At 44.3% G+C, this 16,265-nt stretch carries 11 protein-coding genes and 1 pseudogene; 8 read left to right on the top strand and 4 right to left on the bottom strand.

What is annotated here, in order from left to right; genetic code table 11:
- The first annotated feature begins 21 nt into the window (after positions 1–21).
- Positions 22–2,667: a DNA mismatch repair protein MutS gene (mutS, locus tag AC0VYI_RS04780; protein WP_475447671.1), complete on the top strand. Its 2,646-nt coding sequence runs from the start codon at positions 22–24 to the stop codon at positions 2,665–2,667.
- A gap of 161 nt (positions 2,668–2,828) precedes the next feature.
- Complete coding sequence (fdxA, locus tag AC0VYI_RS04775; RefSeq protein ID WP_199477914.1) at positions 2,829–3,152, top strand: ferredoxin FdxA; 324 nt, start codon at positions 2,829–2,831, stop codon at positions 3,150–3,152.
- A gap of 1,245 nt (positions 3,153–4,397) precedes the next feature.
- Here fdxA and AC0VYI_RS04770 read toward each other — a convergent pair.
- Positions 4,398–5,618 (bottom strand): EAL and HDOD domain-containing protein, encoded by a 1,221-nt coding sequence (locus AC0VYI_RS04770; protein ID WP_475447669.1) that lies wholly within the window; start codon positions 5,616–5,618, stop codon positions 4,398–4,400.
- Between the two features lie 139 nt (positions 5,619–5,757).
- Here AC0VYI_RS04770 and ilvD point away from each other — a divergent pair, with 139 nt between their 5' ends.
- From ilvD to AC0VYI_RS04755, 3 genes are all read left to right on the top strand, one after another.
- Positions 5,758–7,602, top strand: a complete 1,845-nt coding sequence (ilvD, locus tag AC0VYI_RS04765) for a dihydroxy-acid dehydratase (protein ID WP_475447667.1) — start codon at positions 5,758–5,760, stop codon at positions 7,600–7,602.
- A 143-nt stretch (positions 7,603–7,745) separates the two neighbouring features.
- A complete protein-coding gene (locus AC0VYI_RS04760) occupies positions 7,746–8,588 on the top strand; it encodes a 23S rRNA (adenine(2030)-N(6))-methyltransferase RlmJ (protein WP_475447665.1) in 843 nt (280 codons plus the stop codon).
- 24 nt (positions 8,589–8,612) lie between these two features.
- Positions 8,613–9,851 carry a sensor domain-containing diguanylate cyclase gene (locus tag AC0VYI_RS04755; protein WP_233407924.1) on the top strand — a complete coding sequence of 413 codons (1,239 nt, stop codon included), beginning with the start codon at positions 8,613–8,615 and terminating at the stop codon, positions 9,849–9,851.
- 96 nt (positions 9,852–9,947) lie between these two features.
- On the opposite strand, the gene AC0VYI_RS04750 is transcribed toward AC0VYI_RS04755, so the two are convergent.
- Positions 9,948–11,219, bottom strand: coding sequence for a cation:proton antiporter (locus tag AC0VYI_RS04750; protein ID WP_199477918.1), 1,272 nt, complete (start codon positions 11,217–11,219; stop codon positions 9,948–9,950).
- Positions 11,220–11,523: 304 nt separating this feature from the next.
- Positions 11,524–11,685: pseudogene (locus tag AC0VYI_RS04745) on the bottom strand (YjbQ family protein); the annotation flags it as partial.
- 226 nt (positions 11,686–11,911) lie between these two features.
- Here AC0VYI_RS04745 and AC0VYI_RS04740 point away from each other — a divergent pair.
- The 3 genes from AC0VYI_RS04740 (at position 11,912) to AC0VYI_RS04730 (ending at position 15,909) form a co-directional block, all read left to right on the top strand.
- A protein-coding gene (locus AC0VYI_RS04740) for an IS3 family transposase (protein WP_475447662.1) occupies positions 11,912–13,443 on the top strand; the annotation gives its coding sequence in 2 pieces (ribosomal slippage) (positions 11,912–12,356 and positions 12,356–13,443; 1,533 coding nt in all).
- Between the two features lie 292 nt (positions 13,444–13,735).
- Entirely contained in the window at positions 13,736–13,993 is a 258-nt protein-coding gene (locus AC0VYI_RS04735; protein ID WP_475447660.1) for an IS3 family transposase, read from the top strand.
- Positions 13,994–14,377: 384 nt separating this feature from the next.
- A protein-coding gene (locus tag AC0VYI_RS04730; RefSeq protein ID WP_475446551.1) for an IS3 family transposase occupies positions 14,378–15,909 on the top strand; the annotation gives its coding sequence in 2 pieces (ribosomal slippage) (positions 14,378–14,822 and positions 14,822–15,909; 1,533 coding nt in all).
- Positions 15,910–15,914: 5 nt separating this feature from the next.
- On the opposite strand, the gene AC0VYI_RS04725 is transcribed toward AC0VYI_RS04730, so the two are convergent.
- Complete coding sequence (locus AC0VYI_RS04725) at positions 15,915–16,217, bottom strand: helix-turn-helix domain-containing protein (protein WP_475447658.1); 303 nt, start codon at positions 16,215–16,217, stop codon at positions 15,915–15,917.
- Between the last annotated feature and the right edge of the window lie 48 nt (positions 16,218–16,265).

Genomic DNA, 16,265 nt, shown 5'->3' with positions numbered 1-16,265 from the left:
GATCACAATCGAGTCAGTCGCATGAGTAAAACGTCTACAGACAACCACACCCCCATGATGCGCCAATATTTTGGCTTAAAGTCCCAGCATCCGCATCAATTGCTGTTTTATCGTATGGGCGATTTTTACGAACTTTTTTACGACGACGCCAAACGTGCCGCTCAATTGCTCGATATTACTCTAACGGCACGAGGACACTCTGGTGGTCAACCTATTCCTATGGCAGGCATTCCATTTCACGCGGCTGAGAACTACATTGCACGCTTGGTCCGCATGGGAGAATCTGTCGTTGTCGCCGAGCAAGTCGGTGATCCAGCGACCAGCAAAGGCCCCGTTGAGCGTCAAATTGCCCGCATCGTGACTCCTGGTACCATTAGCGATGAAGCGTATCTAGAAGAAAAGCGCGAAAATTTGCTTTTATCTCTCGCGTATCAGTCTCGAAAAGGCTTGGATGTATTTGGCTTTTCCTACCTTGATATGGCCAGTGGCCGCTTTTGTGTGTTTGAAGTCGATGGAATGGATGCCCTTAGCAGTGAATTGCAACGTCTGACTCCCAGAGAAATTCTAATTTCTGAAGACTTCCCTGCACGGGATCGGGTCACCTTAGAAAAAGGGGTATCTGAGTTAGGCCCTTGGCACTTTGATTATGAATCCAGCTACCGTCAATTAATCCAACAGTTTAATACCAAAGATCTCTCAGGATTTGGTTGTGAATCCCTCACTGCTGCCATCGCGTCAGCGGGCGCCTTACTGCAATACGCGAAGGACACACAACGCAGCACCCTTCCTCACATTCAATCCATTACTGTTGAACATAAAGATGACTCGGTGTTAATTGATGGGGCGACACGACGCAATCTGGAAATTGATGTGAATTTATCCGGTAGCACCAGCAACACGCTCGTCAGTGTTTTGGATACTTGCGCCACACCTATGGGCAGTCGTCTGTTAAAACGTTGGTTACATACCCCTATTCGCGATATTAACGAAATCCAAGCCCGTCAAGATGTTGTAGCAGAGCTAAAAGACGAACGCCTCTACGATATATTAGACACCCCATTGAAAAAAGTCGGCGATTTAGAACGTATCTTGTCTCGCGTGGCACTTCGTTCAGCCAGACCTCGCGATTTATTGCGCCTTCGTTTTGCCTTGGAAGCCATCCCTGAGATCAATCAAATATTGGCCACCACGCAAACATCTCGCCTACAAGATTTGAATGGGCGCATGATTGCTCAACCGGAGTTAACAGAAACATTAGCCACCGCCTTGGTGGAAAATCCACCATCAGTTGTTCGCGATGGCGGTATCTTTGCGAAAGGCTATGACACTGAACTGGATGAATTACTGTCTCTGTCCACAAATGCCACCGATTATTTGGCCGAGATGGAACGCAGCGAGAAAGAACGCACTGGGATTAGCTCACTTAAAGTCGGCTTTAATCGCGTTCATGGATATTATATCGAAATTAGCCGTTTGCATTCTGATCAAGCACCAGCAGAATATGTTCGTCGACAAACCCTTAAAAATGCTGAGCGCTTTATTACGCCGGAACTCAAAGCATTTGAAGACAAAGCGTTAAGCGCTAAATCCAAAGCCCTTGCTCGAGAGAAAGAGCTGTATGAATTATTACTGGATCGACTAAACCAGCTTCTGAGAGAATTACAAACCACCAGCCAAGCGGTAGCACAACTCGACGTCCTTAATACTTTCGCAGAACGGGCCGATGCGCTGATGTTCACGCGACCAGAACTACACAACCGTGGCGGCATTCAAATCCAAGGAGGACGTCACCCTGTGGTCGAGTCGGTGATTTCCGACCCCTTCATTCCGAACGATTTAGACATGCACGACAAGCGCTCTTTGTTGATGATCACAGGCCCCAATATGGGGGGTAAATCGACCTATATGCGACAAATTGCGCTCATCGCTCTGCTAGCCCATACGGGCTGTTTCGTTCCCGCTGAAGCCGCCTCTATTTCGGTGGTCGATCGTATATTTACTCGCATGGGCTCCTCCGATGACCTAGCCGGTGGACGCTCTACCTTCATGGTGGAAATGACAGAAACGGCCAATATTTTGAACAACGCCACCCAACAAAGCTTGGTCTTAATGGACGAAGTCGGACGTGGGACAAGTACCTTTGACGGCTTGTCTCTTGCTTGGGCCGCTGTGGACTATCTTGCCAATCATCTTAAGTGCTATGTTTTATTTGCCACCCATTATTTCGAACTCACCACATTAGCAGATCAATTAGACAATGCCGCCAACGTGCATTTGACTGCCACCGAATACGACGACGAAATCGTCTTCTTGCATAAAGTCCATCCTGGGCCCGCTAGTCAGTCTTATGGCTTGCAAGTCGCACAGTTGGCTGGCGTTCCGCGTAATGTTATTAGCCATGCCAAACATAAACTGGCGGAATTAGAAGTGGTGACTGGCATTGAACTTGACGACCCTGTCACGTTAAAAGCCGCCAAAAAACCAACGCCTGACCCAATAGCGGGGAAAAAGAAGCAAAAACATGCCTCATACGTACCACAACAACCGGACTTGTTCGAACAGGCAGATCACAATGCATTGAAAGAGGCCTTAGAAGCATTAGATCTAGACAATATGACACCACTCCAAGCTATAAATGCTTTACATGAGTTAAAAAACAACCTTTAACGTTAAAACTAAAATGCATAAAAATAGGCAACATGCGTCATAAGACGCATAAGCTAATACCAGATAAATTTATTACTAAGACGATTGTTGCTTGCCCGCTGGCGGTTTATACCTCTAAAATATGCGCAATCAAATTTTATAAGCTTGTAAGGAGAGGTCGGATGGCTTTCATCGTTACCGATAACTGCATTCGCTGCAAATATACTGACTGTGTAGAAGTTTGCCCTGTTGACTGTTTCTATGAAGGTCCTAACTTTTTGGTGATCAACCCAGACGAATGTATCGACTGTGCCCTATGTGAGCCAGAATGCCCTGCTAACGCCATTTTCTCTGAAGATGAATTGCCAGAAAATCAAGAAGTGTTTGTTGAACTAAACCAAGACTTGTCACAAATCTGGCCTAATATCACAGAGAAAAAAGAAGCTTTGCCCGATGCCGCAGAATGGGACGGTGTTGAAGACAAATTAGAACATTTAGAGCGTTAATACTTAACTCTTTACCCTTACTAACGCAAGCAATGACAACGTAAGAGAGTAACAGGGTAAGGTAGCGATAAAGTTAAGAAAAAAAGCGGCTTCGGTCGCTTTTTTTTGCATGACACATCAAACAACACTCTCAAGCTTGTAAGACTAGATGAAAGAGAAAGCTTGTATAAATTAACCAGTCAAGAAAAAAACAAAGCGATAGACAAAAAAAGGGTGGCTAAAGCCACCCTATTGTCGCCGACATCCTATCAGCTTCTCGTCCTTTGAGTTCGACATCCTGCCGTTTCAACCCTGAAATAAAGACATCCTAGTCCAATCCATTTAAGTAACATAACATCCTGTTATGCACCACATCCTTTGTGTTCCTCCACCGTTCCCTGTGGATGAATTAACTTTACCACTTCACAAAAAAGAAGCAAACAGAGTGAAAACCAGAAATATCAGAATAAATCCTTATAAAACAGTCAACTAGGTAAAATCCGAATGTTATTATCCTTTCATATGACGCTATTTATAGACACATCCTACAGATATGTCAGAAATAGCCTACAGATCCTTTTACGCCATATCATTCAAACTCAAAATGACACTAAAAAAACGATACTGGCAGTTAAAAAAACGGGCAGTATTCGATCATCAGAGGGTAAAGTTAATCTGCACACAAAGACGCCCATAATAAAGCGCCCTGAAAAGTGAAAAGTGAAAAGTGAAAAGTGAAAAGTGAAAAGTGAAAAGTGAAAAGTGAAAAGTGAAAAGTGAAAAGTGAAAAGTGAAAAGTGAAAAGTGAAAAGTGATGGTATTATTTAGGATAAATCATGGAAATAAAAAAAGGCAGCCTAAGCCGCCTTATTTTCACCGTCATCCTATCGGTAACTCTTCCATTGAGCACATCATCCTGACTTTTTACCATCCTAGTACTAGCACCATCCTAGTGTTAACAATCGCTATCCGAGCGATTTATTCTCATCCGTTGAGCGTCCTGAAAAATAGTCATCCTGCCTATCCACTGTCATCATTGCCTCATGCAATGCTGTCAATCCCTTGTATACATCCATGTTGTTCCCGTTCGACAAGGTAAATTTAACAGAATTTGCTTTAGATACAAGTAAGAAGAAAAACACCAAAAAAAGAAAAACCCTATTAAAAACAATGAAATAAAAACAAAACATCATAAAAAGACAAATAGCCGACATAACAAAATGTATTGGCCTACAGGATTGTCAGAAATAACCTACAAAATAGCCCTTAAATCGTTGAAACAAATTGATCCGTCCACTGGATCGCTTCAAGATATGTATCTCTAAGATCAGCAATATCACTCTCAAGCTTCACTTGGCGTCCATTGTCATAATACTCAATTAAGTCTAACGTCTGACCGACACGACCCGCTCTGTTAATGATGGCATTAATAAATTCGTTAGGAAGGGGTAACTCTTTCAAGACATCACCAAGACTCATGCCAGTGCACACGTCAATCATGGACAACATGCCAGCTAGAAAGTATTTATCGTGATTACCATAGCCGCGTTTTTTGGCAAACAATTCTGCGTGCTTGGCGCGTACCATGATTTGCTCTAAGAGCACTGGACGATCACCTGTCATCTCAGACATCAGTAATAAATTCGTTAACGCTTTCAACTGATTGATGCCAATCAGCGAGATTGCCAAACGCACCGAGTCCACTGAAGCCACCAAACCAGTATAAGGAGAATTAAGATAGCGCAATAATTTATGAACCAGCCCCACATCCTGACTCACAATGCGCTCCAATTCATTAATACTTAAATCATCACTTTTTAGCATCTCCGCCATCAATTGCAGTAACGTCATGCTATTGACTTTTGACCCCTTGCTAGAAATAGTCTCCGGCCTCTCAAAGAAATACCCTTGAAATAAATCCACTTCCAGTAAGCGGCAAAAATGGTATTCATCCCAAGTTTCAATCTTTTCGGCAATGATCTTCACGTCAAAGCCGCGGAGTGCTTCAACTTGTCGATGAAACTCATCTTGCCCCAGAGCCAAAATATCCAGCTTAACGTAATCAGCCAGCTCGACAAAAGGCGTCAGTTTGGGTTCAAACACAAAATCGTCTAAGGCAATCTTAAAGCCTTTTTTCACCCAACGACGTAATGAAGCTAAGAGAACAGCATCGAAACCAGATCCTTCTAAAACCTCCACCACCACTTTATTAGGATCAAGCGGTACACTGCTTGGACTCAGCAAATAGCTACGGGGAAAGTTGACAAACGCCTTATTGGAGCCCACTAGATTATCCATGCCTATTTCCAGCAGGCTCGCGGTAATCACTTGTGCGGTTGCCCCGATATCATCCACCACCTCAGCGACGAGAGAATACTCACTTTTACGATAAAGCAATTCATAGCCCATAATCGCAAGATTATTGTCGACAATTGGTTGACGTGCCAATGAGACCGGTGCGTAATTTAGGATCGAATTATTCGACATAGTTATTCGCTCTCGCCTTAATGTAAAAACTTCACTATTGCCAATGTCTTAATATTGCCTAAAAAACATCATTGGGAATAGTGAATAAACTTGTTAACATGTGCGTCTATATAAAGCAAAAAAAACTGTGGGGAAACCAATGCCAGCATATCGTTCTAAAACGACTACATCCGGCCGCAATATGGCAGGCGCTCGCGCTCTATGGCGTGCAACAGGTATGAAAGATGATGACTTTCATAAACCCATTATAGCGGTAGCCAACTCGTTTACTCAATTTGTACCAGGCCATGTTCATTTAAAAGACCTAGGACAACTTGTGTGTCGTGAGATTGAAGCTGCCGGCGGTGTTGCCAAAGAATTTAATACCATTGCCGTCGATGACGGTATCGCAATGGGACACGATGGTATGCTATACAGCTTACCGTCTCGAGACCTTATCGCGGACTCAGTCGAGTACATGGTCAATGCCCACTGCGCCGACGCGCTCGTATGCATTTCGAACTGTGACAAAATCACCCCTGGCATGCTAATGGCTGCCATGCGCCTTAATATCCCCGTTATTTTTGTTTCCGGTGGACCAATGGAGGCGGGTAAAACCAAACTGTCTGAGCACAATCTGGACCTAGTTGATGCCATGGTCATTGCGGCAGATCCAACGGCTTCTGATGAAAAAGTCGCTGAATACGAACGCTCTGCTTGTCCTACATGTGGCTCATGTTCAGGTATGTTTACCGCCAACTCAATGAACTGTTTGACAGAGGCTCTTGGCTTAAGTTTACCCGGCAATGGCACCGTCTTAGCCACCCACTCAGATCGTCACCGTTTATTCGTTGAAGCAGGTCGTCGTATCGTCGACATCACCAAACGTTTCTACGATAACGATGAACCTCAATGGGCACCAAGAGCCATCGCCACATTCGAAGCCTTCGAAAATGCCATGACGCTCGATATTGCCATGGGTGGTTCCACCAATACCATCTTGCATTTGCTCGCCATTGCTCGCGAAGCGGGTGTGGATTTCACCATGGAAAACATCGACCAACTCTCTCGTCGTGTACCTCAACTTTGTAAGGTCGCACCAAACTCTCCCAAATATCACATTGAAGATGTACACCGTGCAGGTGGTATTTTTGGCCTACTCGGCGAATTGGATCGTGCAGGCATTTTACATAATCAATGTCATACAGTTCACTCAAATACCATGCTAGAAGCACTGGAAACATGGGATATTATGCGCGCTCCCACAGCAGAAGTAATGGAACTTTACAAAGCTGGTCCTGCTGGAATTCCAACACAAACCGCATTCAGCCAGTCAACACGTTGGCCCTCTCTAGACGGTGATCGCGCTGAAGGCTGTATTCGTTCCATCGAAAACGCTTACTCAATGGAAGGCGGTTTGGCCGTTCTTTATGGCAACATTGCGTTAGATGGCTGCGTGGTAAAAAGTGCTGGTGTCGATGAGTCCTGCTTGGTATTTGAGGGGCCTGCTCACATCACAGAATCTCAAGATGAAGCGGTTAAAAACATCCTAGAGGACAAAGTAAAAGCGGGTGAGGTTGTGATCGTACGTTACGAAGGACCAAAAGGCGGCCCAGGCATGCAGGAAATGCTCTACCCTACTTCTTACATCAAATCAAAAGGGTTAGGAAAAGCCTGCGCTTTGCTGACAGACGGACGCTTCTCAGGTGGAACATCGGGTTTATCGATTGGCCACGTATCACCAGAAGCCGCCGCAGGCGGTGCCATTGGTTTAGTAGAAACTGGAGATATCATCCGCATTGATATTCCAAACCGCAGTATCAATGTTCTGCTCACTGATGAGGAATTACAAGCACGCCGTGATGCAATGAATGCCAAGGGCGCTGATGCTTGGAAGCCAGCCGAAGCGCGCGCTCGTAAAGTATCGCCTGCACTTAAAGTTTATGCACACTTCGCAACCAGCGCAGACAAAGGTGCTGTTCGCGATTTAGATCAAATTCAATAAGATCTCAGTAAAAACACCTAAGACACAAAGGCTGCCTTTGATCCTCGTGACAGAGCAGCCTTTTTCTTTATATTCCTATGTTGCCATATTATCATTGAGCACAACGGAATCTTCTCCACTCCTTCACTCATTACAGGAACACCATGCTCAGCTATCGTCACATTTACCATGCAGGTAATCACGCCGACATTTTGAAACACATTACAATCAGTGAAATTTGTCGTCATCTGACAAAGAAAGACACGCCTTTCTTCTATCTCGATACTCATGCAGGCATTGGTCAGTACTTACTTGACTCTGAACAAGCACAGAAAAACAAAGAATTCCAAACGGGCATTGCTCGCCTTCTTGGTGAAAACCACTTGCCAGACGCCGTCGAGCACTTTCTCGACATTGTTCGAGAAATGAATCCTAACGACACATTGACGATGTATCCCGGTAGTCCCAAAGTGGTTGATTACTACACTCGCCCAAAAGACAAGATGCACCTGTGTGAGTTACACCCAAACGACTATCCTATATTGGCGGCCCTTTTTCCCAATAAACGTCGCGCCAATGTAGTCAAAGATAACGGCTTTGATGCTGTTCGTGCCATGCTTCCACCACCGCAAAAACGTGGTTTTGTACTCATGGATCCCCCTTACGAAGTCAAAAAAGACTACCAGCATGTTGTCACTGCGTTACAAGATGGCTACAAACGTTTTGCAACGGGAACCTTCGCCATTTGGTATCCTGTACTCAGTCGAAAACAAGCAAACAATTTGCTAAAAGACGTCGAAAACACCAAGATACGCAATATATTACTACTTGAAATGTGCATCCGTGATACGGAACAGGAACGCGGCATGGCTGGAAGTGGTATGATTATAGTCAATCCACCTTGGACATTGGAAAAAGAGGCAAAAGACTTCTTACCTGTGCTGACCAAATTGTTAGCCGAAGATGGCCAATCAAATTATCAAGTTCGCTGGATCACACCAGAGTAACTTGTTTTAAGAGGAGCAGAGCTAATGAGCACCGTGAATAACCCTTTTGAGTTGGCTTTTATCAATATGCCAACCCCCGCTTTCATTATAGAAAGCAAAACGGGCAAGCTAAACGCTGTCAACCACAGCTTCGCGATGTTGTTTGAAAACTTTAACGCGGCTCCTGGTGACTCTTGGATAGAGCTAAGCGAAGAAGCAAAGTCCGTTGAGGACTGGCTCAATCTTTGCGAGCAAATTCAACGTGGTGACATTGATCGTTGCGAAAGCTTACTGAACATCGGCACTAAACAGATCAATACTCAGCTCGAATTTCACCATATGGGCGAGTATGTGTTGGCATGTGTCTATGACACCGACCACATGGATTTAGCCGATGCCGAAAACACCCTGCTAAAATTTGCGTTAACAGAATCCTCTGCTGGCTTATGGATTTGGGAAACCGACTCCGATCTCATTTCCTGCTCTGCTTCCATCGCATTACTACTTGGCTGCTCACGAGAGCAAACCCCTAAATCGACTCGCGAATGGCACCATATGGTGCACCCAGACGATGTAGAAAGATTGAATAATACGGTCAATGAACATGTTATTCACCATCAAAGTTATTACGAATGTGAGTATCGTATCCGCAAGGCCGACGGCGAATACATTTGGGTAAAAGAAAGGGGACGCACTTATACAAAGCGACCTGATGGCAGCATTAAAAAAATCATTGGCTTTGTGGAAGACATCAGCCCACAAAAAGCCCTTGAAGCACACTTGCGCACTCAAGCCACCTTTGATGAGTTAACTGGGCTACTCAATCGAGGCGCCGCAGCGACCCATTTCAGAAAGCAACTTGGCCTTGCCAAACGTCAATACACCCCATTAACCATGGCAAAAATTCACTTAGATGCCCATAATCGTCTAGCCGATTTACCCATGGAAGTTCGCAACCTGAGAATTCAAACACTCGCCCGCCACATTTATAAAAAAATTCGTGAAGCCGATGTATTAGCAAGGGTCGAACCCGACAAACTCCTGCTGCTTTTACCAAATACCAGTATCAAGGATGCGATGCAGTTGCTGAATCACATTATTCATCCTACCGACAAAGAAAAAGCGTTATTACTAGAAGGCAAAGCGGACCCACTCGATTACTGTTTCGGCATTGCTGCTTTTCCAGAAGATGGTGAAGACATAGAAGAACTCGCACAAAGTGCTAACGATGCTTTAGAAACAAGTCGATTAGAACACATCAAAGCATCTAGTCAAGCACAATAACCTACTCCTTGAAGAAGATAAAATCCCCCAAAACCGACTGGTCTTGGGGGATTTATTACGCTCTCCCTAACGGCCATCCTTAGCGAACAAGATCGCTTATTGGCTTTTCCCTTCTTCAATACTGCGTTTGATAATCGGTGATATGGTCGACCCTTGAACAATAATCGAAAAAATCACCACCACATAGGTAATCATAACTATCAAAGTATGATAGTCACAGCCATTAATGATGAGGCTGTTACGTGGAATCGAAGCAGCCATTGCCAATGCCAACCCTCCACGGAGTCCACCCCATGTCAAAATCTTAATGGCGTGGGCATCATAAGTTCGGTAACGGCGAAATACCTTATAGGGTATGGCCACACTAATAAAGCGAGCCAGCAAAACCAATGGAATCATTAAGATACCAAGCCCAGCCTCAGCCCAAGTCACAGGTAACACAACTAACAACAGGCCAATTAAGATAAACAACAGGGAGTTTAAGAAAGCATCAACCGTATGCCAAAAGTGCGATAAGGTTTGCTGACTATGTTCAGAGAAGCCTACCGTACGGGTGACATTTCCGATGAAAATACCGCTAACCACCATGGCCAGCGGACCGGAAATATCCAACAAGTTTGCCAATGCATAGCCTGCTGTTGGAATGCACAAGGTAATCAATAATTCGATACTACTGTCATTACTGCGACAAATCAGCCAGTGAGACACTAAGGCAATAACCACACCAAATAAAATTCCACCAACAGCATCCACCAAAAACAATTGGGAGACCCCTAGAAATGTGGGCGACTCACCAGAGAATGCTAGAGCAAAAATCGTCGTAAAAACCACCAATCCAACGCCATCGTTGAACAGTGATTCGCCTTCAACCTGTACCGAAATTTTATCCGGAGCATGCATTTTCTTAATAATTGCTAAGACCGCAATGGGATCTGTCGGACTAATCAAGGCACCAAATAGCATGCAATAAATCAGTGGTACCGACCAGCCCAATACATGAAACAGCGCATAACTTAAGAAACCAACGATAAAGGTTGAAGCTAATGTCGACCCTAACGCCATGATGGCAATCTCCCAGCGCTGATGCCTCAGCAAATGTAGATTGATCTCTAGGGCCCCCGCAAACAATAGAAACCCTAGCATTCCCTTCAACAGCAATAAATTAAAGTCGATGCCTTCCATTGAGGTTTGGATGGCATTCGTTAACGCATTACTGGAAAAATGTGCCAGTGTCATTAACAACAAAGAAATCACCACGGAGCCCGTTGTTATCGCAATTGTTGTTTGTAATTTGAGGACATATTGATTGGTGAAGGCGATAAAAATCGCCACGACGGATAAGAGACAAAGAAAGTACCACGCGTTCATTTGGGTTCCATATTGATAATTTAAATTTAAACTGGGTATCAGACTTATGTGAGAAAAGCCTTTAAAACAAAAAACCAATGGCGAGTGTCAATCTGGAGAAGGCGTGTTCTTAGATTCGATACTTGGTTTTAAAAACTAAACAGCAAAGCGACCAGATTATGGCAAAAATAGTCACAATCATCACAGATAAAAAACCTAAATTCTATTTAATTCTATATTTTGTCATAAATGGTAATCATTTGGGGCGATCATGCAGTTATCCTCTTGTATTATCGCTGCAAAAAGTTATTGATTAGTAAAGCACCTAAGACTCCCCATGTAAGGTCATCAGCAAGCGCCTTGCCCCAGAATGATCTCGATGCTCTCCTAGATATATGCCCTGCCAAGTGCCTAAATATAGTAGGCCATTCTTGATAGGTATGGTGAGAGAGGATCCCAACATACTGGCTTTTATATGGGCGGGCACTGCGTTAACGGGACAAAATTTTGTGAATGAACTAGTGCGTGAGTGAGTGAATAAGGCCCTAAACGCAGTAACCACGGTCAGTTTAGCTAAGATTATACATAATCAGCTCTACCATTTTACCCCATTCACATTTTTTAAAGTGTGAATGGGGTAAAACCCCCTGTGTCAGGATAGTTGTCGCCTCATTTGATATTATAAAACAGACAGGGGACGTAAGTGAAAACCAGTGGATTACCAAAGACATTCAAGTGCCTTTAAAGAAGCCATCTTACAGAAACTCATCCAAAGCAAGTTGTCGAGACGTGAGTTTGCAGAACAGGAAGGCATTAAGCTCTCTACCCTGTATAGTTGGCAAAAGCAATTCAACACATCAGGATTTAGCGAGTCAAAAGTGAGTTCATCAGATAAGTGGTCAAATGAAGAAAAGTTTGCTGTCGTACTTGAAACCGCCGTCTTGTCTGAAGCGGAGCTTAATGAGTATTGCCGTGTGAAAGGCCTGTACCCTGAGCAAGTAAAACAGTGGAAACAGGCTTGTATTGCTGGGAATACAGTGAAAGAGAAGAAAAAGACCACGGCTGAGCAACAGTCGGATAAAAAACGCATTAAAGAGTTAGAGCGAGAACTGAGAAGAAAAGAGAAAGCGTTAGCAGAAAGTGCAGCGTTACTTGTGCTGGGAAAAAAGTTCGATGCCTATTGGGAGGAAAAAGAGGACAGCTAATCACGCTGGCCGATAGGCAAAAGTATTCGCAGTGGATCCGTCATGCGGTCGAGTCCGGTGCACGGCAAGGGCCTGCCTGCGAGGTGATTGGATTATCGGTCAGGACGTTACAGCGTTGGTGTAGAGAGGGTTCTATTGGGGAGGATAGAAGAGTCACATCGACAAGGCCCGCCCCAGCGAACAAACTGAGCGAGGTAGAACGGCAGAGGATGCTTGAGGTCTGCAACCGTGACGAGTTTGCTTCGTTACCACCCAGCCAAATCGTGCCTATATTGGCCGATAGAGGTGAGTATATTGCCTCAGAATCCAGCTTTTATCGTCTGTTAAAAGTAGAAAATATGCTTCATCACAGAGGAAAAGCAGCACCAAGGAATGTCTATAAAAAGCCCACGAGCTACACGGCTAAAAAAGCCAATGAGGTGTGGAGTTGGGACATTAGCTATTTGCCAACCACGGTGATTGGTCAGCATTACTACCTGTACATGATAGAAGATATTTACAGTCGAAAAATAGTGGGTTGGGAAGTGCATCATCAAGAAACGGGAGAGCATGCCGCCGATTTATTGGAGCGCAGTGTCTGGGTGGAAAGATGCGTTAAAAAAGACCTCGTCTTACACTCAGATAACGGTGCCCCCATGAAGAGTTTAACGATGAGAGCGAAAATGTATGATCTTGGTGTTGTGACCTCTCGGAGTCGACCAAGGGTGAGTAACGACAACCCGTACTCAGAGTCGCTGTTTAGAACGGTGAAATATCACCCTAGATGGCCGTCAGAAGGGTTTAAAACCCTAGAAGGTGCGAGAGAGTGGGTAAAAGAGTTCGTGTATTGGTACAACCATGAGCATCGCCATAGTCGGATCCGGTTTGTTACGCCCAGCCAAAGACATGCTGGGCTTGATAAAGTGATATTAGCAAAGCGAGCGAACTTGTATCAGCAAAAAAGGAAAGAGCACCCTGAGCGTTGGTCAAAAGCAGAAAGAAACTGGCAGCCAATAGGTGATGTGGAATTAAATCCAGAGCAACACAAAGACGCTGCTTAATTATTTTAGGCGACAACTACCTTGAAAAACGCCGAAAACGCTAAAGTGTGAATTGAATTTTGCACAGAAACCTGAAGCGTAAAAACGTAAAAGTGTGAATTAGAATTAGCAAAATGATTCACAAAACGGTTTCTCAAGTAGGTTTTTCAGGTAACTATTTCTCTTTGATGCATTGCTAGGCGCAGTTGTAATAGCTCTCAAGTCGGCCTCACTACCAACAATATGAATTTCAGCTTCCGCTCTTGTAATAGCTGTGTACAGCCATGCGTGATCATCTGACTATCTTGCTTTTATGAAGGCTCATAATTTAGCACCATCAATGAGCCGTCGAGGAAATTGTCATGATAATGCGGTGGCAGAAAGCTTTTTTGCGACTTTCAAGAAGAGGGTGACAAAACGAAAGATCTACTCGACACGAGAGGAAGCGAAAGGTGAAATATTTAATTTTATTGAGATGTTCTACAATCCGATAAAACGGCGTTCGCATACAGGTGGCGTGTCACCTGCTAAGTTCGAAGAAAAGTATTTTTTAGAAGTTCCTACTGTCTAGCAAACTCTGGGAAGTCCAATCATTCAAAATGATAATCCCCTAAACCGCACTAACTTTATGTTTTTAATTATAGAACTATAATTTAGATATTACAGATTAGGGTGTACTGGAACTTGTACTTAGGCTCAATTTCACTGCACAAAGTGAGGTGTCTTAATTACTCAAGGGTCAAGGTCTAACACGACCTATAACTAGGTATAATGAACTACAAATCTTTGATATCTATAGCAATCTCAGGTGAGTCTTTACGTTGTTCTACGACTTTTTCTAACTCTAAGTCTTCCAACTTCTCCAACTCAGTGATTAATGCTTTCCCCCTGTGTCAGGATAGTTGTCGCCTCATTTGATATTATAAAACAGACAGGGGACGGTAAGTGAAAACCAGTGGATTACCAAAGACATTCAAGTGCCTTTAAAGAAGCCATCTTACAGAAACTCATCCAAAGCGAGTTGTCGAGACGTGAGTTTGCCGAACAGGAAGGCATTAAGCTCTCTACCCTGTATAGTTGGCAAAAGCAATTCAACACATCAGGATTTAGCGAGTCAAAAGTGAGTTCATCAGATAAGTGGTCAAATGAAGAAAAGTTTGCTGTCGTACTTGAAACCGCCGTCTTGTCTGAAGCGGAGCTTAATGAGTATTGCCGTGTGAAAGGCCTGTACCCTGAGCAAGTAAAACAGTGGAAACAGGCTTGTATTGCTGGGAATACAGTGAAAGAGAAGAAAAAGACCACGGCTGAGCAACAGTCGGATAAAAAACGCATTAAAGAGCTAGAGCGAGAACTGAGAAGAAAAGAGAAAGCGTTAGCAGAAAGTGCAGCGTTACTTGTGCTGGGAAAAAAGTTCGATGCCTATTGGGAGGAAAAAGAGGACAGCTAATCACGCTGGCCGATAGGCAAAAGTATTCGCAGTGGATCCGTCATGCGGTCGAGTCCGGTGCACGGCAAGAGCCTGCCTGCGAGGTGATTGGATTATCGGTCAGGACGTTACAGCGTTGGTGTAGAGAGGGTTCTATTGGGGAGGATAGAAGAGTCACATCGACAAGGCCCGCCCCAGCGAACAAACTGAGCGAGGTAGAACGGCAGACGATGATTGAGGTCTGCAACCGTGACGAGTTTGCTTCGTTACCACCCAGCCAAATCGTGCCTATATTGGCCGATAGAGGTGAGTATATTGCCTCAGAATCCAGCTTTTATCGTCTCTTAAAAGCGGAAAATATGCTCCATCACAGAGGAAAAGCAGCACCAAGGAATGTCCATAAAAAGCCCACGAGCTACACGGCTAAAAAAGCCAATGAGGTGTGGAGTTGGGACATTAGCTATTTGCCAACCACGGTGATTGGTCAGCATTACTACCTGTACATGATAGAAGATATTTACAGTCGAAAAATAGTGGGTTGGGAAGTGCATCATCAAGAAACGGGAGAGCATGCCGCCGATTTACTGGAGCGCAGTGTCTGGGTGGAAAGATGCTTTAAAAAAGACCTCGTCTTACACTCAGATAACGGTGCCCCCATGAAGAGTTTAACGATGAGAGCGAAAATGTATGATCTTGGTGTTGTGACCTCTCGAAGTCGACCAAGGGTGAGTAACGACAACCCGTACTCAGAATCGCTGTTTAGAACGGTGAAATATCACCCTAGATGGCCGTCAGAGGGATTTAAAACCCTAGAAGATGCGCGAGAGTGGGTCAAAGAGTTCGTGTATTGGTATAACCATGAGCATCGCCATAGTCGAATCCAGTTTGTCACGCCCAGCCAAAGACATGCTGGGCTTGATAAAGTGATATTAGCAAAGCGAGCGAACTTGTATCAGCAAAAAAGGAAAGAGCGTCCTGAGCGTTGGTCAAAAGCAGAAAGAAACTGGCAGCCAATAGGTGATGTGGAATTAAATCCAGAGCAACACAAAGACGCTGCTTAATTATTTTAGGCGACAACTACCTTGAAAAACGCCGCTTTCTTGGAACTGTCGTTCAAGCGGGAAATCAAGCACGCTAGTTCAGCACTTAGATCGTCTTCACATAAAAAGTAGTTCAGCGGTACATTGAGCTCTTGAGCAATTTTTCTCAATGTTTCGAGATCAGGCGAATGCCGTCCTTTCTCATAATGATTCATACGGCCACTAGCAGAACTCGCGTCCATACCTATTTTGATCCCAAGCTCTTTCTGGGATATGCCGATTTTATTGCGGGCTTGTTTAAGCCGCCGTGGTATTGGGTTATCTGACAAAGTAGTTTCATCTTTAAAGTCTCATGTACTTAGATTGTCTAAGTTTTA

The organism is Marinomonas sp. 63XJN7_9_ISO-PGPR-S23-217 (assembly GCF_056173515.1).
The sequence above is the reverse complement of the archived record's forward strand: the minus strand, read 5'-3'. Positions and strand labels throughout refer to the sequence as shown.